Source organism: Saliphagus sp. LR7, assembly GCF_003344565.1.
In the GTDB taxonomy this organism is placed as follows: Archaea; Halobacteriota; Halobacteria; order Halobacteriales; family Natrialbaceae; genus Saliphagus; species Saliphagus infecundisoli.
This window is the reverse complement of sequence record NZ_QPND01000016.1, coordinates 15,341-34,632: the sequence shown is the minus strand read 5'-3', so window position 1 is coordinate 34,632 and position 19,292 is coordinate 15,341. Positions and strand designations below refer to the sequence as shown.

At 61.4% G+C, this 19,292-nt stretch carries 12 protein-coding genes and 1 pseudogene; 5 read left to right on the top strand and 8 right to left on the bottom strand.

Annotated features, from left to right (window positions below):
• Positions 1–15 precede the first annotated feature (15 nt).
• Entirely contained in the window at positions 16–1,512 is a 1,497-nt protein-coding gene (locus DVH23_RS17615; protein WP_114578733.1) for a sulfatase, read from the bottom strand.
• A gap of 221 nt (positions 1,513–1,733) precedes the next feature.
• On the opposite strand from DVH23_RS17615, the gene DVH23_RS17610 reads away from it, so the two are divergent.
• Positions 1,734–2,969 carry a DegT/DnrJ/EryC1/StrS aminotransferase family protein gene (locus DVH23_RS17610; RefSeq protein WP_114578732.1) on the top strand — a complete coding sequence of 412 codons (1,236 nt, stop codon included), beginning with the start codon at positions 1,734–1,736 and terminating at the stop codon, positions 2,967–2,969.
• Positions 2,970–3,017: 48 nt separating this feature from the next.
• Here the strand turns inward: DVH23_RS17610 and DVH23_RS17605 are convergent, their stop codons facing one another.
• Both DVH23_RS17605 and DVH23_RS17600 read right to left on the bottom strand, forming a co-directional pair.
• Positions 3,018–4,028: a zinc-binding alcohol dehydrogenase gene (locus DVH23_RS17605; protein ID WP_198667985.1), complete on the bottom strand. Its 1,011-nt coding sequence runs from the start codon at positions 4,026–4,028 to the stop codon at positions 3,018–3,020.
• A gap of 134 nt (positions 4,029–4,162) precedes the next feature.
• On the bottom strand, positions 4,163–5,530 hold the full coding sequence (locus DVH23_RS17600) for a neutral/alkaline non-lysosomal ceramidase N-terminal domain-containing protein (RefSeq protein ID WP_114578730.1): 1,368 nt from the start codon (positions 5,528–5,530) through the stop codon (positions 4,163–4,165).
• A gap of 215 nt (positions 5,531–5,745) precedes the next feature.
• On the opposite strand from DVH23_RS17600, the gene DVH23_RS17595 reads away from it, so the two are divergent.
• Positions 5,746–7,110, top strand: a complete 1,365-nt coding sequence (locus tag DVH23_RS17595; protein WP_114578729.1) for an aspartate aminotransferase family protein — start codon at positions 5,746–5,748, stop codon at positions 7,108–7,110.
• Between the two features lie 127 nt (positions 7,111–7,237).
• Positions 7,238–8,491: a neutral/alkaline non-lysosomal ceramidase N-terminal domain-containing protein gene (locus DVH23_RS17590; protein ID WP_114578728.1), complete on the top strand. Its 1,254-nt coding sequence runs from the start codon at positions 7,238–7,240 to the stop codon at positions 8,489–8,491.
• A gap of 59 nt (positions 8,492–8,550) precedes the next feature.
• Here the strand turns inward: DVH23_RS17590 and DVH23_RS17585 are convergent, their stop codons facing one another.
• The 4 genes from DVH23_RS17585 to DVH23_RS17570 form a co-directional block, all read right to left on the bottom strand.
• Positions 8,551–9,639, bottom strand: coding sequence for an aryl-sulfate sulfotransferase (locus tag DVH23_RS17585; protein WP_114578727.1), 1,089 nt, complete (start codon positions 9,637–9,639; stop codon positions 8,551–8,553).
• Between the two features lie 204 nt (positions 9,640–9,843).
• Complete coding sequence (locus tag DVH23_RS17580; RefSeq protein WP_157972476.1) at positions 9,844–11,520, bottom strand: hypothetical protein; 1,677 nt, start codon at positions 11,518–11,520, stop codon at positions 9,844–9,846.
• A gap of 256 nt (positions 11,521–11,776) precedes the next feature.
• Positions 11,777–13,477 (bottom strand): amidohydrolase family protein, encoded by a 1,701-nt coding sequence (locus tag DVH23_RS17575; protein WP_114578725.1) that lies wholly within the window; start codon positions 13,475–13,477, stop codon positions 11,777–11,779.
• An 82-nt stretch (positions 13,478–13,559) separates the two neighbouring features.
• On the bottom strand, positions 13,560–14,579 hold the full coding sequence (locus tag DVH23_RS17570; protein WP_114578724.1) for an amidohydrolase family protein: 1,020 nt from the start codon (positions 14,577–14,579) through the stop codon (positions 13,560–13,562).
• A gap of 1,424 nt (positions 14,580–16,003) precedes the next feature.
• Here DVH23_RS17570 and DVH23_RS17560 point away from each other — a divergent pair.
• Both DVH23_RS17560 and DVH23_RS17555 read left to right on the top strand, forming a co-directional pair.
• The gene (locus DVH23_RS17560) at positions 16,004–17,422 is read left to right on the top strand and encodes an amidohydrolase (RefSeq protein WP_114578722.1); all 1,419 of its coding nucleotides are present in this window, start codon (positions 16,004–16,006) and stop codon (positions 17,420–17,422) included.
• Between the two features lie 68 nt (positions 17,423–17,490).
• A pseudogene (locus DVH23_RS17555) lies at positions 17,491–18,506 on the top strand (glucose 1-dehydrogenase); the annotation flags it as partial.
• 36 nt (positions 18,507–18,542) lie between these two features.
• Here DVH23_RS17555 and DVH23_RS17550 read toward each other — a convergent pair.
• Positions 18,543–19,280 (bottom strand): sugar phosphate isomerase/epimerase, encoded by a 738-nt coding sequence (locus DVH23_RS17550; RefSeq protein ID WP_114578721.1) that lies wholly within the window; start codon positions 19,278–19,280, stop codon positions 18,543–18,545.
• Between the last annotated feature and the right edge of the window lie 12 nt (positions 19,281–19,292).

Here is a 19,292-nt window from a genome sequence, read left to right as displayed (position 1 = left end):
GTCGTCGGGACCCGTTCAGTCCTCAAGACCGTACTTCGTCTCGATCTCGTCGGCTTGGGTCTCACGGCCCTCGCCGCGGAGGTATTCGGCGTAGGCGCCGAGTGACTCCCGAGCGTGCAGCGGGCCGCCCTCGCGGAGAGTTTCCCACATCGGATCGACGATGCCGTCGGGCGTCTCGGGGTTGCCCCCGTTCTTGCCGCGGGCGGCCTCTAGCATGCGGTCGTCGTGCCATTGCTGAAGGATCGAGAGGCCTCGCTCTGTCACCTCGGGACGGTCGCTTGAGCGGTCCGTCGTCTGGTGGGGGTCCTCAGCGACATTAAATAGCATCACGTCGTCGAACGCGGGTTTGCCGCCGTCGTGGTAGGTGCGAATGAGCAGCCAATCGTCCCACCGCGCGGCGCGCTGACACGCCCAGGCGCCCTGGCTGACCACCAGGGAGTCCCGGCCTGCGGACTCGCCGTCGGCTACCGAGGGTGCGAACGACTGCCCATCCCAGCCGGCAGGAGACTCCACCCCAGCGAGGTCGGTCACGGTCGGTGCGAGGTCGATCTGGTAGTGGAGATCGTCGTCGACGCCCGATTCGACCGCTGGACCCGAGATGATTAGCGGGACTCGACAGGTCGCCTGATCGGCGGCGTGGTGATCGCCGTAGACATTGAACTCGCCGAGGGCCTCGCCGTGGTCGGCCGAGACGATTATCAGCGTCTCCTCAAACACGCCCTGCTCGCGCAGCAAATCACAGATCTTCCCGACGTGGTCGTCCATGAAGCGGATGCCAGTGTCGTAGCCGTCGACCCACTGTTTGAAGTCTTCGCGATCCGCGATCTCCTCGGGCATCCGTTCTAAGTTCCACGATCCACTCCAGTCAATGCTCGCGCTCTCGGGATTAAACGCGCTGTGGGGACCGTAGCTCTGGTAGTGGGCCTCGATGGTCTCTTGGTCGGGCCATTCCGGGGCAGGGTCATCCTCGAAGGGGTTGCCATATTCGAGGGGAGTATTGTACTCGGTGTGGGGATCCCAGAAGTTGACGTGGAGGAACCAGTCGTCGTCGGCGGCGTTGTCTGCGAGCCACTCCTTGGCGTAGGGGTACAGCTCCTGGGCGTGGGCGTGGCTATCCCGTGGGTCGTGGAACTCGGTAATGCCCTCAAGGACCTGCCAGGTGTCGTGGCGGGAGGCGAACGGGCTCACGGAGGTCGTGTGGATGCCGTGCTTGACGAGAACGCTCATCCATGATCGGAACTTTTCAGGGTAGCTGAACCCGCGTCCGTGGCCGTAGCGGCGAGGATCGGCGTTGATTCCGCCGTGATTGATTACGCCGGTGTGGATTCCAAACCGACTGAGAAACAGCGCGGTCCGGGAGGGACCACACGGCGCGTCGGAGGCGTAGTAATTTGTGAACCGGCGGCCGTCGGCGGCCAGTGCGTCGATGTTCGGGGAGGTGTCTCGGTGGTAGCCGTAGCAGCCGAGGTGGTCTGGCCGCAGGGAGTCGACGTCGATGTACAGGATTCGCATGCTACGATTCGGCTGCTCGTGCCACGGGATATAGATCTGGCGTTGATGGCAGCCCTTTGGGGTTGCCGCGCCCGAGTGGGGGTCGATATTCCGAATGATCCGCCATCGGGAACACACCTGGAACCCAACACGTTATCGACGATTGCAATCGGAGACATGACGCATAAAGATACCCTGGGAAGACGTAGCTATAATACTATTCGGATCAGTGACCACGACCTATGTCGGAGCTAGCCATCCACGGCGGATCCAAAGCCGCCGCCAACTTGACCGTTCCCGAGTGGCCGCGACTGACTGACGCCAGCCGGCAGTACGTCGAGGAGTCCCTCGAATCCGGACGCTGGTGTCGGACGACCACCGACGGCGACGGGTTCTGTGACCGCCTCGAGACGGCGTTCGCCGACTACCACGACGCCGAGCACGCCATCGCGGTCGCCAACGGGACAGTCGCGATCGAACTTGCGCTCCGGGCGGTCGGCGTTGAACCTGGCGATGAGGTGATCGTTCCCTCCTACTCGTTCATCGCGAGCGCGGGCGCCGTCCCTGCGGTAGGCGCTATCCCCCGTTTCGTCGATACCGATCCGGAGACGTACAACATCGACTTTGACCACCTGGAGGAGATCATCACCGACCGGACTGTCGGGGTCGTCGGCGTCCACTTCGCGGGGTATCCGATGGACATGGACCGGCTTCTCCCGATTATCGAGGACGAAGACCTGTTCCTGATTGAAGACGCAGCCCACGCCCAGGGCTCGGCGTGGCGTGGCGAGAAAGTCGGCACCTTCGGAGACTTCGGTACTTTCTCTTTTCAGGAAACCAAGTCTCTCCCAAGCGGCGAGGGTGGGATCGTTACCACTGACGACCCCGTACTCGCGGACCGGGCGCGCACGATGGCGAACATCGGCCGGCGCCGGAGTGAGACGGGATACTACTTCTATCATCTCGCCTCGAACTGTCGACTCTCGGAGATGAGTGCCGCGCTCGCATTCGGCCAACTCGAGAAACTCGACGAGGAGAACCGTCGGCGCGAGCGAAACGAGGAACTGCTCGTAGAGGAGCTGAGGTCGATTGAGGGGATCCACACGAAACCACGTGATGACCGGATCACGTCCCGGGGCTATTGCGTCGAGAACTTTCGGTACGATGCGAGGGCGTTCGACGGACTCTCCCGGGACCGCTTTCTCGAGGCGCTGCGGGCCGAGGGCGTCCCCGTCAGCGATGGCTACGAGATGCCCCTCTACCGCCAGCCAGCCTTTTTCCGCACCGAGGTCGGTCGGCTCCTCCCACCGGGAACCGATCTTCCGGACTACCCAAACCACCACCTCCCCGGCGCCGAGGAAGTCTGTGAGACGAACGTCACCTACAGTCACCGGCTGTTACTCGCCGAGGAGCCGGGGATTCGGTCCGTGGCCGCGGCGATTCGGAAGATCCAGGAGAACGCCGGCGCCATCGAGTAAATTCCAACCGATGAGCTCTGGGTTCCGGTTCGCCCCATTCGGGATGGCCTACCACTCGAGGACGACGCCCATCGCGTCGGTCCGGTCAGCGAGCAACGTATCGTAGAGCCGTGGAGCCTCGGAAACGGGTTCGCGGTGGCTGATCAGTGATTCGACCCCGAACGTGTCGTCGGCAAGGTACTCGAAGAACAGTTCGGCGTGTCGGTGTTGGGTCCAGGGGTTTCTCGGCGTGGCAACGGAGGGATGAGAGGAGTTGTGAGCGCCGATAATCGTGTAGCTCGGCGAATTACAGTGGTCGTGGAAGTCAAAAGCAGTCTCCCCTCGTGGACTGCTCAGGACAACGAACCGACCTTGATCTCGGAGGACATCGAACTCGTCGGCGATGACGTCGGGGTTACCGGTCAGCTCGAAGACGACGTCGGCGAGACGGCCACCGGAGGCATCCCGGACCACGGTCGTGGCGTCGTCCTCGATGGGGTTTGCTCCGACAACGCCCGGGTCGTCGGGGAGATATTCGAGGCGCGAGTCGGCCACGTCGAAGCCAACCACGGGGCGGGCCCCGGCCGCCTGACTGATTCGGACTGCGAGCTGTCCGAGCAGGCCGAGTCCGTAGACGACGGCGTGTTCGCCCCACGTCGCCTCGCCGCGACGGATGCCGTTCATGACGATCTCGGCGATCGTGAAGAAGACGGCGGCATCGTCGCTCACCCCCTCGGGAATGGGCCGACACGCATCTGCGTCGGCGCTGACGTATTCGGCATGGGAGCCGTAGGTGGCGACCCGCTGTCCCTCGGTGATCCCCTCGACGTCTTCACCAGCCTTGACGACCGTCCCGACGTTGTTGTAGCCGGGAGTGAACGGATACTCAATGTGGTCGTCCCAGGTCGACCCGGCGGGGACGTCCCCCGAGAGGACGGTAAGCTCCGTCCCAGTGCTCACGAGGGTCCGATCAGAACGAATCAGCACCTGTTCAGTCCCCGGGTCTGGGATCGGTCGGTCCTCGACTGTAACCGTTGCGACGTCACTGAAGACGACCGTTTGGTTGGCGTCGGTAGGCATTGTCTGGTCCGAATCGTCTCGGTCCGGGACCATAGCTGTACTTGTATCGAGGGTTGTGAGACTCCGTGGGATTCATCGACCTCCTCCCTGGGTCCTAGATCAATCGCCCAGTCGAGGACTCCCTGTCGAGCCTCCTATCGACTGACGTGCCGTTCCGACCCTCGCGAGTCACCGGATACGAGCCCGAGGGCGGCCTCCCGGAACTCAACGATCGCTTCGGGGGCGACCTTCATCGTCCGGACCTCGTAACCGACCCGTTCAAGGTCCGAGAGCGTTGGCAAGTAGCCGACGTACCCGCCGGCGTATCCGACGGGCATCAGCGTCCCGACTTCGGCCTCCCGTTTGAACGCCAGGCCATGGGCGACGAGGATCTCCCCCGGCATTCCCAGAATTCCCAGGTCACCTATCTCGACGTACGTGAGCCGGGCAGGCAGTCGGTGGGCGTCCCACTCGGCAATCGCAAGCAGTTCCCTCGCGTACTGGAGGTCCGCGCTGACGTTCGCGTACCCAGCCTCTTCGCCCGCCCGGTCGAGATCCTCGTGGGTCGTCTCGAGCTCGGCGATCCGATCGCGGATCAGTCCGGCCGGTGGCGTCGATTTTACCGGGAGTGCGAGGTCGGCACGTTCGATACAGAGGGGCGCGCGCTCGACTGTCCGGTCGGCGGATTCCGCGTCCGCGACGGCCCGACAGACGGCGTCGCCGACGCGGTGCCCGACTCGCTCCATGTACTCGTAGACGCCAAGGTCTCCGCGCCGGTCGCCGGATCCGTGGGGGTTGATGTCGCCGGCAGCGCCGTTGACGAACAGAACGTGGGCGTCCCGCTCGGCACGGATCCGATCCCGGGCGAATCCGGGCCAGTCGGCCGACAGCAGCGTCTCCTCGGCGGTCGTACAGACGGGGTGGCAGGCGAAGTTGTAGACTACCGTCTCGGTCCCAGAATCGGTCTCGACGAGCGCGACCGTCACTTCGGGGTCTGTCTCTCCGCTCGGCATCCGAACGTGGCCGCTGACCCCGCCCGCTGCCCGCCGGTTCTCCGGAACCTCTGCCTCGATGGCGGTCCCGAGTCGAATCGTCGCAGGCTCGAGGCGGCCGTATGCGGTTTCGACCGCGCGGACGACCTTCGACTGGAGTCGAGCAACGGTTTCGGAGACGTCGTGGTCGGTCCGTAGTGGTGGTGAGACATCGAGCGCCCGCGCGGGAACGTACGGTCCGGCATGAGTGTGGGTCGCGACCGGGAGGAGACAATCGAGATCGATTCCCTCGTCCATGAGTGCGCTCTCAACCTCGCTGGTGAACTCACGGGAGACATTCAGCACGTCGATGGAGATGACCGCGACCGTGACCGCTCCGTCGGCGAGGACGAGTGCCGTCACCGAAAGCGGGTCGTGGATTCCAGTCGAAGGACCCTCACGGGCGCCATATCCGCTCATCACGACGGCCTTCCCTGGAGTGACGTCCTCGGTGGCTGCTCCTGCCCGGACCTGGGCTTCATGGGTGACCATTAGGCAACCCCGACTGGATTCGTCTTCTCATCCCGGCATCCCCAAACGATCGCGGCGCCGCGGTTGATGCCTCCGATCATAGTCAGGAATCGGACGACGACCGTATAACTGTTCAGGCCAACCGCCAGGATACGTGGCTCCAGATGTGACCTTCCGGAGACGAATGTGGAGAGTTAGCGAAGGGCTTATCACCGACGGCAGTAAGATTCCGGATAATGTCCCGCGGTTCGCCACCGGTGTCGAGCGATCGGTCGATCGGTCGATCACAGGAACTGACTGAGCGCGCGACGGATCTGATCCCAGATGCGGCACAGACCGGCTCCAAGAGCCCGAACAAGTTCGTCCAAGGGATTTCGCCGACTCACATTGAACGGGGGGAGGGAAGCCACGTCTGGGATGCCGACGGCAACGAGTACATAGAGTGCAACGCTGCGCTGGGCCCCATCCTGCTCGGCCACAACTACCCCGAAGTCGTCGACACAGTCAAAGAACAGGTCGAAGAAGGAACCATGTTTACCATGGACCACCCGTTGCACGTCGAGGTCGCTGAACTCGTCGCCGATTCGGTCCCTTGTGCAGAGATGGTCCGATTCGCCAAGAGCGGCAACGACGCCACGACGCTCGCGGCGAAGGTCGCCCGTGCCCACACGGGCCGGAACGTGATCGCCACCCAGGGCTACCATGGCTGGCCGGACGTTTGGATGTGCGAGACCCCCTTCACGGCCGGTATTCCCGATACCGTAGGCCAGCATACCGAGAGCTTCGACTACAACGACTTGGACCGAGTCGAGGAGATCTTTGCATCACACTCCGGTGACGTCGCGGCGATTGTGACGACCGCGGTCAACCTGGCGGAACCCGAAGACGACTTCCTTGAGGGCCTCCGCGAGATCGCTGACCGGGAGGACGCACTCTTGGTGTTCGACGAGGTGCTGACAGGCTTTCGGTTCGCTCTCGGCGGGGCCCAGGAGTATTTCGGGGTAACACCGGATCTAGCCTGTTTCGCTAAGGGGATGGCTAACGGTTACTCGATCGCGGCTCTCGCTGGCCAGCGCGAGTACATGGAGACAATTGCCGACGATGACTTCTTCTACTCGATGACCTACGCCGGCGACGCGGTTCCTCTAGCTGCCGCGAAAGCCTGTATCACGGTCCAGCGCGAGGAAGATGTTCACGAGCATGTGTTCCGACAGGGCGAGCGTCTGCGGGACGGCTACAACGAGATCGCACGCGAGATTGGTGTAGATGACCTGACCGGTGCTCACGGCTATGCCCCTCGGTTCATGATCGGGTTCGAGGACGAGGACGTGACCGTTCTCGATGCTAACGCGGAGTTCTCGGGGGGCCAACTCGCAAAGAGCCTTGTCATGCAAGAGGCCCACAGACGGGGCGTACTCTTTACAGGCGGGCACATGCCCTCTTACAGCCACACAGACGACGATGTCGAGACTATGCTCGCGGTCTATCGCGAGTGCCTGGAGATCCTCGCCGAGGCACGCGAGGCCGGCGACGTCCTCTCTCGGCTCGAGGGCGAACCAGTTGGGGCGACGCTCCGAGAGACGACCGGCGAACACGACTGAAGGCATCAGCTCGGAAGCAACGTCCGTGGCGTTGTTTTGGGGAACGAAGACGGGAGAACGACTGAACGCTCGCCCCGATTCGGGGGGAACGGATATCTATTAGAGGTGTCCGACCCGATACCGACCGATGACACCAGACCGGGACACAGCCCAGGAGTGGCGGGTCGGGACGGCGACAGCTGACATCACGCCCGATCCTAACGATCCCCACCACCTCGTCGGCTTCGCGGCACGGGACGGACCGATGGAGGGCGTCGAACACGATATCCACGCGCGGGCGGTCGCCGTCGAGGATCGGACCGGACGCCGTCTCGTCGCCCTCTCATACGAACTCCTGTTCGTCTTCGAGACCCAGCGGGCGTTCCTCGAACGGGAGTGTACCGAACGCTTCGACCTCGAGCCTGAGGCGCTGTTCATCACCCCGAGCCACACCCACTACGGCCCCGACTACGACCTCCACGAGGAGGGTCTCGAGGCCGACTACGACCGCGACGAGACGCTTGTGGCGTCCTATCGCGACCGGGTCGACGAGACACTGGTCGAGGTGATCGGCGAGGCCCTGTCCGACCTTGAGCCGGCTGGGTTGTCGTACACCCACGCGCAGTGTGCGATCGCCCTGAACCGCCGCCGGCCGACCGAGGAGGGGATCGCATTCGACCCGCGGCCGGACGGGCCGGTCGATCACGACCTGCCGGTGTTGACCGCCGAAACCGTGGACGGAACGACGAAGGCGATCCTCTTCGGCTACGCCTGCCACCCGACGGTTGGAATGGCCCACAGCAACGAGGTTAACGGCGACTGGCCAGGGTACGCCATGGCCGAACTCGAGGAGCGGTACCCCGACGCGACCGCGCTCTTCGTCATCGGCTGCGCCGGCGATCAGAAAGCTTACCCCCAGGGGTCCAGGGAACTCGTCCGTGGCCACGCCGACACCGTCGTGACGGCGGTCGAACGCGCACTTGTGACCGAATCGCGGCCGGTCAGGGGCCCGCTCCGGCTTTCTGCCGACGAGGTCGGTCTCGACATCGAGACGCCTCTCGAGGAAAACGGTCGGGAGATCGGTCGCGAGGTGACCGGCCACCGGCCGTACCCGATCCAGGCGATCGGCTTCGGCACCGACCTCACGCTCCTCTCGCTGTCGGGCGAGGTACTCGCCCAGTTTGCCCTCGAGTTGAAAGACCGATTCGCCGCACCCCTGTGGGTCGCCGCCTACGCCAACAACACGGGTTATCTCCCGACGAGACGGGTGCTCGCCGAAGGAGGGTACGAATCCTGGCAGTCGTTCGAGGACGGGCTGTACGCGCCGACGACCGAAGGCCGGATCCTCTCGACAGCGACGGCGCTCGCCGAACGCGTCGGCGGTCGCCGGAGCGACGGATAACCCGGGTCGGAACGGTCGGGGGGTCCGGCCCGAGGCCGACCTCGCCCGATCCAGCCGACTCAACTCGCGTCGAGCAACGGCTCGACGTACGCAGGCGAGTAGCGCCGGCACCGATAGACGTTCCCCACCGATCCGGGTTCGCCGAACAGGCTCGTGAACTCCCAGACGACCTCGCCGTCGGGCGCGACCTCGAAGAGGCGTTTCTTCATCCCCTCGCAAACGAGCGTGTTCCCGTTCGGGAGTCGTCTGGCGCCGGAGATGAACGGCGAGTAGAACTCCTCTCTGGGATCGCCGGTGTACTCCCATACGATCTCCTCGGCAAGCGGGTCGAACTCGATCACCCGAGACCAGCCCCGAACGTCGCCGTTGTCGAAGATCAACAGGTTGCCGTTCTCAAGCACGTGGGGAAGATGTTGGCCGTCGAGTTCGCTCGGCCCCCATGCCCAGACGATCTCGCCGCTGGGGTAGTCGATGACCCCGATCACGTCCAGGCTCCGGTAGGAGAAGACGATATTGTCGGGTCTGAAACGGACCGGACCACCTACCTCGCGTTCGGCCTCGGCGGTCTCGTTAGGCGGGATGATCTGGGCCGTGTTGTTGTGCGCCCAGTCGAACGAGTACTCGTTCTCGATGCGGTCCTCGACGAACGCCCAGTCCTCGGCGGACAGGAGTTCACGGAGTTCGCCGACGTGGTCCTCGCCGAACCACTCCCAGTGGAGCTCTTTATCCCGATCTATCTCGACCAAGTAGGGGTTTCGCTTGAGTTCGGGTCCCAGTTCGGGCACCATGGTGTCGGTGATCGTGTGCACGAGGAGGTGGTCGTTCTCCATGACCTGGAAGTCGTGGTCGATCCGGCAGTGATACGACCAGACGACGTTGCTCCCGGGATCGAGTTCGCGGAGCCCGGCCTCCGCGATGTCCGACCGATCCCGCGTCGGGTAGAGGAGGTTCCCGTTTGGAAGCAGATGACAATGAGACTGGACGGCCGTCTCGACCTCCCAACGGTGGGCGACTTCGCCATCCATATCGACGAGGTAGATCTTCCCCTTTCCGTCGGGGGCATCCTCTGGGAACTGGTAGGTCTCGTTGAAGAGTGTATACCCCTCGTAGGCCCGATCCGGGTCGTGGATGGAAACGCCTGTCGTCATACCGGCGGGACCAACACGCTCGACCGAAATAACGTTACTCCTCGTTCAAACCTGAGTCAGTAACGCCGTCACGCGAGCGGACCTGCTGCAACAGATCCGTTGCGACCGATCCCGCCCAAACACATCCAGCAGAATCATTCGTGTCGCGCATCGTTGATACGGTGCCCTTGTCCTCTTTGACTCCGTAGCGACCGTTTAGCGGTATTAGTCCTGTTCGATCCTGAGGTTGTCCACTCGGAACTGTGCGTTTAGTCCGTTCTCAAACTGCACGACGTGTTCGTCGCTGACCATGGGTTGGAACGAGTCAGAGCCAGTTACCACCTCAGTTCCGTCGACGCTCACCGTCGACGAACCGTCCTTTGTGCGTTCGATGACGATCCTGTGCTTGTCCCAGTCACCGGACCATGACCCCGAGGCGACGGGTGTGGGCGAGGAACCGGACTCACTTTTCTCAATGACGAGTTCTCCGTCATGAGTGAGACGGAGTCGGTAGTAGTCCTCACCGTCCCCGGTATATTGGAAGTAGACGAAAGCGCTACCAGACGACGGGTTATCGTCGTTTCCGTCGGACTGAGCGTGGTCCGGCGGTCCCCGACCCTCGGACTCCGTCCCAATCTTGACGTCGAACGCCCACGTCCCGACACCGACCGGCGACGGGACGGCCGCCTTCGCGTCTGAATCTGCCGGTAGGACAAGTTCGCCGTTTCTAGCGTGCACCGACTCCGATGCCGACCACTCGGGTCGATATCCGCCGTGCCCGCCTCCATTCATCGTGATGCGGTCGGTCAGCAAGTTGTCGTTGAAGTCGTCGGCCACGGTGGTGAACCCACCGACGTAGATAGTTTCGTCGTAGACCATCAGCGTCGCTGACCCGGGATCTCCCAGACCGTAGCTTGTCTCCCACGTGGTATTGCCCGCGATTTGGACGCGCGCTTGCTTGCTGTAGGAGTTGTCCACTACATAGTTCTTCGAGTATACTTCACAGGCTTTCAGCAGATAGTCGTCGTAGAGGCTATGCTGGATAGCGTAGTCTGGCGGGTCCTCACGGTTGCCGACCTGCGACCGGCCAACGTCAACCGCGCCGTTCTTGCCGCTCAGTGCCGACGTCGTACCGCTTCGGTACGTCTTCCCGAGGAAGCGACAGTCACGGACAAATGCTGGTCCAGCGAATTGAGTCAAATACTTAACTGATATCCCCTCAAAATGAATGTCCTCGAGCTTCCCAAAGAATTTGGCGTTCAGTGCGTTTAATGTGACGTTTTCGGGGTTGTCAGGATCACCGAGCAAAGTGAAGTTGTCGGCCGACCACACGAGGTGGAGACCCGTTCGTGTCGCAAAGTTGTCCTTTCCGGTCAGGTACTCGCCATCGGCAAGACTAATCGTCCACTCATGGTAGATGAACACCGGCGTTCGGTTGAATGCCTCCTGTACCGTGGCAAGAGGGTCATTCTCAGTACCGGCGGCGTCGTCGCTGCCGTCGGGGGCGACATGGATGGTCCGCGGGCCGGTCGTCTGGAGTGGACGATCCACTTTGCCAAACCCCTCGTCGGTTTCCCGCAGGTTCTGGACCGGTTCGTCAGTGAATTGTTCCCACTGACCGGCCGACGCGTCGTAGCCGAAGATCCCCTGGTCCGTGATACCCACCGCTGGCGTCTGATCCGCGGAGAGCTCCGGGAGATCGTCTTTTGTGTGTTCGGCGTACACATTCTGCACTTTTCCGGAGTCGTCAGCATCCAACGCTTCGACGATGCCACTACCGGTGGCCGCTCCACTCAGACCGAGACTGCTTCCGGTTGCACCCAGAAGCTGCATGAAGTTGCGTTTGGTGATTTTGAGACCGTTCGGTGCGTCTTCGCTTCTTGCATTGACATCTGATGACATAGGTCGTCGCTCTATTCGTGGAAGCTAGCATACTAAGCTTTTTCGGCTAATAGTATATATTTATATTTATATTTATATTTCTATATTCCTCCTCAATCCATTTTATCAATTGAATGATAATATGTCCGAATTAATATAAGCGCTAACTGAGTCACATATAAATATTCGACCGACTGAAAGTGGGGGGTTGAGCAAGTTGGCTTTCGGCTCACAGATATAACATGCTAATATGCACCTTTTTTGACGAGGATAAAAGTCACTCAAGCAACTCAAGCACGTTCCCGCTGCGGACTCGGTCCTTCTCGGTTTCGCTGACGGGCAGGTTGTCGGTGTAGTTATAGAAAGACTCGAACGTCTTGAACGGGAGCTGTGGGCCCATGACGAGGTGGTCGATCCCGATCGAGTCGGCGATCTCCCGGCCCTGGTTCTGGGTCCAGTAACAGAACAGGTCGTCGATGACAAGCAGCGTCTCCCCCGAACGTACCTTATTGTGGAGGCGGACGTCCTGGCGGTCGACGGTCGTCGTCTCTCGGATGATCCGCTCGCCGGCTGACCAAGCCCCGGCCACGATGACGTCGGTCTCGGGGGCCGCAAGCAAGAGGTCGATCACGTCGTCGATCTTCCCTTCGTTCGCGCGCCAATGTTTCGCCTGTCCCATCCCCTCGAAGTGGCGAAGGGTGACTCGCGGGTGGCGACCGCGCTGGTCCTCCAAGGCGGGAACGAGCATCGCCGGGACACCGAGATCGGCACACGCCTCGAGCAACGCGACCGCCTCGGGGGCGTCTATCTCGTAGTCGTGGTAGGCTGGTAGCAATCGCACCCCCTGCATCTCGAGTTCCTCGATACAGTATCGGAGTTCCTCTTCCCAGTCGGGGAACGTCGGGTTGATTGTCGCGAAGGGAACGAGCCGGTCCTCGTGACCCTTGACATCGTCGGCGAGTTCGCGGTTGCCGAACTCGTGGTCTCGATAGAAGACGGCGCCGAGTGAGGAGACGATCGCCCTGTCTATGCCCTTCCGATTCATCACCGAAAGCAGTTTCTCGGGGGTCGCGTCGATCGGGTGAAATGGCCATCGTCCGAGATAGGCATGAGCATCCACGATCGTTTCCTCCCGGGGTTGGTCGATCGACGCGAATCGCTCGCAGGCGGTCTCCGTTCGGGTTTCGACTTCGTCGGGCTCAAGTCGGTTCTCGACCCCATCGTGGAGGAGTTTCTCGAAGTTGTAGGCGATCTCGGCTCTCTCCTCGGGTGGGAGGTCGGCGCCATCGAGCTTTCCTGCACAGACCGAGAGCCAGGTGTCGGTTCCGAAGAGAACTCGGTCAGTGCCGAGGTGCTCGACGGCCATCTCGATTTGACCCGCCTCGCAGTTACTTCCGCTGACGTCGAGGAAGACGTTTTCGTGGTCGGCGATATTCTTGATCCGATACTCCCAGTTCCCGCCGGCACTGATGTGTGCGGAGATGAGATTTAGCTCCGGGTATCGAGTCGCGAGTTCGACTACGTCGTCGGAGGTTGCCTCGCTCGGCCGTTCGGTTGGATAGGGCTCCTCGTTTTGCATGACGTGAGAGATGATAGGCACGTCCATCTCGATTGCCGCCTCGGCGAAGGGGAAGAACTCGGGGTCAGTGATGTTGACCTCGGTCCCATTGAAGTGGTGTTTGAAACCGACCAGACCGTCCTCCGTGACGGCACGCCTGAACTCCTCGACTCCTTCTTGGCCCCACCCGGGGTGGGCCCGTGCCCAACCGTAGAAGAGGTCGGGATGTTCCTCAACGAACGCGGCGATCTCACGATTGTGTTCCCGACACTCCGCGACTGTCTCGCCGAGTTCGCCGATCAGGGTTGTCCGGTCGATCCCGAGGACTTCGGCCTCCCGACGGAATTGTTCGGCCCGTTCGGCGCGTTTCTCCGGCGTCGAGACGTCCTGTGTCCAGACGTGGAAGTGGCAGTCGATCATCCGATGGACACAGACAGCGTGGTGTTATAGGTATTTCGCGGGACGTCTCTTGATCTCTGCCGACGGACGCCTACCCCGCTGATCAGATCCCCAAGTGCCGACGTGCGTTCCCCGTATAGAATTTTGAAAGGACCTCCCGTGGGAGATTGATGGCATCGACCGTCCAGTCGCCCTGGATCGGCGTCGGGTGGGCGATCTCCTCCTCGTCGGTCTCGAAGTATTGCCAGTGGGCGTCGTAGAACTCCTCAACGTCCTCGCGAGTCGGCTCGAAGCCCTGGGGGGCTCCCAGCATGATCGGGTCCCAGACACCGAGATCGGTTCCGAACATGATCCGATCCTCGAACTCGAGGAAGATTTCCCGGACGAACTCCGCCTCGTGGCGGCCGATCTCCGACAGTCGTGCGGAAACGTCGAGGAGATAGTTAGGGTTGTCCCGCATCACGTCCGCGACGTACCCGACCTCCTCGGCTGCACAGCCCCAGTGGACCCCGAGGAACGTCGTTTCTGGATGACGCTCTATGACCCGTTCGAGTTGGCGGATGAGCTGCCACCAGTCGTAGGGGTACTCCTCGCGGTCACCCCACCACCACTCGGGGTTCTCCTCGAGTTCGGCCCAGCGCTCGTTGTCCGGGGTAAGCGGTTCGAAGAAGGCCTTGGGGTCGGCGATGTGGAAGGCGATGACCGTGTTCAGTTCGGCCGCCCGATCGAAGAGAGGAGCGAGCCGGTCGTCGTCGACGCGGATCACCTCGCCGGATTCATCGGTGTGTTCAAGCCCGAGGGCCTTATGAATCTTGAAACCGACGGCACCCGCCTCGACGTATCGCTCCATGCGATCGATCTCGCGCTCGATCCAGCCGTCGGTTCCGAAGTCTTCAAAATCGAATCCGCCGAAGGCCTCAAACCGCCCATCGTACTCCTCGCGAGCTTCCATCAATCCGTGAAACGGATCGCCGGTGTGGCCAGTGATGTCGACCATCGCCTCGAGCCCGTTATCATCCATAAACTGGACGGCGTCGTCGAGACGCTCGAGACTGATGTGGGTATGCATGTCGATCACTGGGTTCTCACGGCGCCACTCGGCGTATTTCGTCTCAACGGCCATGGCTACCTCCCAACATGAGGTTCCGTGACCGATCGCTCGTTCGGCAACCAACCGATAAGCTTTGGATCATCATGGACTACAACCTAGGACCGTCAACAAATACCTTTCCCTCCCAGGTAGTGGATTTCAACGTGATCTACCTCCTGTTCTCGCTCGACAGCGAGCGCGAACCCGCTCAAGGAAGTATTCTTGACGAAATAGAAACTGGACTATCATTTATTCAATAATAATATTACTAGAATTTAACTTGGTATCCGTTTGTCAATCGAGATCCACAGTATTCGGTGACATTAGTCAGGGAGTGCAGCGCTACTTTTCAATGGATTCAGAGAAGTTCGGTTTGAGAGGGCGAAAGGCGACCGATGGCGACCACTGATAGGGATCAGCGTGGATAGTCGGAGGCCCTCGCAAGGAAAACGGTGTCTCGGGAGAATCGCGCGATGAAAGAAACTACGAACTAGTGTGCTGATTCCTATGAGACCCGCGCATTTCCTTGTTTCCCCTTTCAAAACGCCTGTTAAGGATCTTTAATCGGCACCAGTCGTTGGGCCACCCTTTCGTCATATATCCATAGGATCCAATCCACGGCCACAGATTCGTTTAGAACCACTAAACGAATAACCAATCCCACGTCTGGCAGGGAGAACGCCCCTCGGGCCATTTACTACCTGGAATTACAATCATAGGGTTGTAATATCTTTCTTCGAAATAAGGACTGATGCATGGATCACGCTAACTCTCGACACAGGATGTTTGGTGTGGTAAAACAACACTATCGAATGGTCCTGTCACCTAGCGATATCCTGAAACTTGTTCTTCGGCTGATCCTCATTAGTCCACTTGAAGCCCAGCCGTGGGCGGAGGGATACGAACTACACTCCTGAGACTTTGGGTAAGAGATAGGGTACGAGTCGCGGGATGTTTATGCTCCGACGGGACCAGTACAAGTACGTCTAGTATCCCGACAACCCCGACCAACTGTTCGACCTCGAAGCGGACCCGAACGAACTGCAGAATTTAGGGTCCGACGTCGAGTACGAGTCGCTCCGCGTCGAGTTCGAAGCCGAACTCCGAGAGATCGTGGGCTCGGACGTCGTTGACCGCCGCGCCCACTGGGATCAGGAGCGGCGACTCGCGGAATTCACCTCGGACGCGGGCGAGGACGACAGGGCGTGAAAACCCAGTTCGATTCGCGGTCGAGGATTTGCACTGACCGATAGCGTGGACGCCATCGCGGTCGGTCGAATACGTGCCCGAATCGAGTGCAAGAGGAACCGGGCGGGACTTTCAAAGCCCTCGACCACCGTTTCGATCCTTGCTCGCTGAGAGCGTCCCAGTCGACTCACCCGCCGACCGACTCACGTCTTCGGCCGGCCTGACCAAACAGAATCTTTATTCCCACCAAGAACCCTCCTGATGGATATATGAATAAGAGCTGGTTGTTCGATCAGGTCGAACAGGACCGCGAGCGGTTGCTGGATCTCGCACTGCAAATCTGGGAGACGCCGGAACTCGGCCTCCACGAACATGAATCCTCGCAGATACTGATCGAGGCGCTCAGAGAGGAAGGGTTCGACGTGAGGACGGGTGTCAGCGATATGCCAACGGCGTTCGTCGCTTCCTACGGTGAGGGGTCGCCAAAAATCGGAATCTTGGGGGAGTACGACGCCCTGCCGGAATTATCGCAGAAAGTGACGACCGAACGAGAGCCAGTCGAGGAAGGGAAACCGGGACACGGCTGTGGTCACAATTTGTTCGGCGTCGGGTCGCTCGGTGGTGCCGTCGCCGTCAAGCGCGCTATCGAGCGCGACGAGTTAGAGGGGACGATAGCCTACTACGGATGTCCGGCCGAGGAAAACGCCGACGGGAAGACCTTCATGGCACGGGATGGCGTGTTCGACGATCTGGAAGCAGCACTGGCGTGGCATCCGGCCTCGATCAGTAAGCCCGACTGGCGGCCGACGCTCGCGATGGATTCGGTCAAGTTCACGTTCGAGGGCATCTCGGCGCACGCAGCTGGTGCACCTGAATCCGGTCGCAGTGCCCTCGATGCCGTCCAACTTATGAACACGGGCGTCGAGAACATGCGCGAACACGTTTCCAACGAGGCCAGAATCCATTACGCGATCACCGAGGGCGGTACGGCACCGAACGTCGTTCCAGCCGAGGCGACGGTCTGGTACTACGTCCGAGCACCGACCAGAGACGAGGTCGACCGGATCAGCAGTTGGGTCACGGACGTCGCCGAGGGAGCCGCGAAGATGACCCAGACGACGGTCGACCGGAATCTCATGACGGGTATCTCTGAGTACCTCCCCAACGAGACGGTAACGGAGGTTATCTGGGAAAATATGCAGGCGGTCGGCCCGATCGAGTACACCGACGAGGACCGAGCGTTCGCCGCCGAACTCCAAGAGACAGTCCCCGCAAAGACGATAGAGAGTCAGGTCGAAGACGCTCCTGAGGAGATTCGGGCGGAAGTGCGGGAACGGGCGCTCTGTTCGGAACCGGTCAAAGCCGACAGCGGTGCGGGGGAACTGCATTACGGTTCGACGGACGTCGCGGACGTGAGTTGGAACACGGCGACGGGGCAATTTCGAGCCGCCGCTCTACCGATAGGGGTTTCCGGACACTCGTGGCAAGCAGTATCGATGTACGGCGGCCCCGGGCGAAAGAGCGTCAACTTCGTCGCGAAGGTGTTGGCCGGGTCGGCCTACGACCTGATGACCGATTCGACGACGATAGACGAGGCGTGGGAGGAATTTGAGCGGGAAACCGACGGCCAGCCGTACGACTCTCCCCTGCCCAAGGACGCCACGCCTCCGTTCGATTTAACCGAGTAGCCCGCAGACGCGTTCGGCCGGTCCCCGATTGCGAAAGAATCATACCGATTTCGACGGACTGTCTGTTCATGGAGGCAATCGCTGTTCGACGTGGAGAGACGCGACCGACCGTCGTCGAGATGGATCGTCCGGAGCCCGCTGTCGGCGAGGCGCTCGTCAGAACGCTCCGAATCGGCATTGACGCCACCGATCACGAAGTCATCAGTGGAAATCACGGCGGGTTCTCCGAAGGCAGCGACTTTCAGGTGCTCGGCCATGAAGCCGTGGGAGTCGTCGAGGACGCCAACGACACCGATCTCACCGAGGGCGACTTCGTCGTCCCGACGGTTCGGCGACCGCCCGTTGGCCAGTCGACGACCGAATAATTCGAGCGATGAGAGCCCGACGTGGCTCCCGCCGGTGAGTACGTCAAGCGAGGCATCGTCGGCGCACACGGCTACATGGCCGAGTATTTCACCAGCCCCGAGGAGTTCCTGATCTCAATTCCCGAAGAGCTGTGGGAACACGTCTATCTGGTCGAACCGATCTCGAACTCCGAGAAAGGGTTCGAGCACGCGTTCGCGACCCGGTCAGCGTTCGAGTGGGACCCCGAGAGTGCGTTCGTCCTCGGTCACGGGCCCCTAGGGCTGTTGACGTTAGCGATGCTGGTCGACGGCGACGACTTCGAGCGCTGCTATTGCCTTGGGCGCCGCGAGCGTCCGGACCCGACCATTGGCGTCACTGGTTCATGGGTGCAACCTACGTCGACTCCCGGGAGACGTCCGTCGCGGACGTTCCCGACGCCTACGAGCCGATGGACTTCGTCTACGAGGCGACCGGCTACGCGCCCCACACCTTCGAGACCATCGAGGCGCTCGCGCCGAACGGCGTCGGCGTCTTGCTGGGCATCCCGGAGCCGTGGGAGTTCGAGGTGGACGGCGGGACGCTGCACGCCGATTTCGTTCTGGAGAACAAGTCGCTTGTCGGGAGCGTGAACTCGAACGTTGCCCAGTATCGGGATGCCACGGAGAGGCCGACCAGCTTCGACAGTGAGTTTTTTGACGACTTCGTGACTAGCGTATTCGACTCCCAAAAGTGTGAGGCAGGCCCCGAAATAATAATTTCCCCTACACATTCTGGTTTAGATCGAGTTGAGGACCGCCGCGCCGGTCTCGATCGATGCCGCGGGGTCCTCGGGCTCGTCGTGTTCGTAGATGAGCCACTCGACCTCCGCCTTCCGGGCAGCTTCGGCACACGCTGCTATGTCGACGTCTCCGTCACCGATCTCCCGGAAGCCCCGTTTCTCGTCGGTGACCAAGTCCTTCATGTGCAGGAGATCGATCCGGTCGCCGTAGCGCTCGATCAGCCCCACGGGATCTTCGCCTCCGACGAGCGCCCAGCCGACGTCGAGTTCGAGCCCGACCTCCGGAGCGAGGTCGGCCAGCCGTTCGAAGGCGGTCTCCCCGGCGATATCGACGAACTCGTGGGCGTGGTTGTGATAGTGAATCGGCCAGTCGTACTCCGCGGCCTCCTCAGCGAGCTCACTCAGCCGTTCTGCGGTGTCGCCGACGGCCGCCTCGCTCTCGAAGTGTTCATCCCCGAGATAGGGGACGACCGCGCTCGCACATCCCAGTCGGTCGCCGTAGAGGCCGTAGCTCTCCGCGAGATCGGACTCGAGGTCGTCGATGCCGACGTGGGCGCCGGTCGTCTCTAAGCCCGTCTCCGAGAGCTTCTCGACGACATCTTCGGGGTCCGCGTCCCGAAGCCCGCCGGAGAACTGGACGCCATCGTAGCCCGCGTCGGCGACCCGATCGAGGACCTCGAGCATCGGTTCGTCGAGGTCGCGCACGCTGTAGAGATTGATCGCGGTTCGTGCCATGGGTCGGGCTCA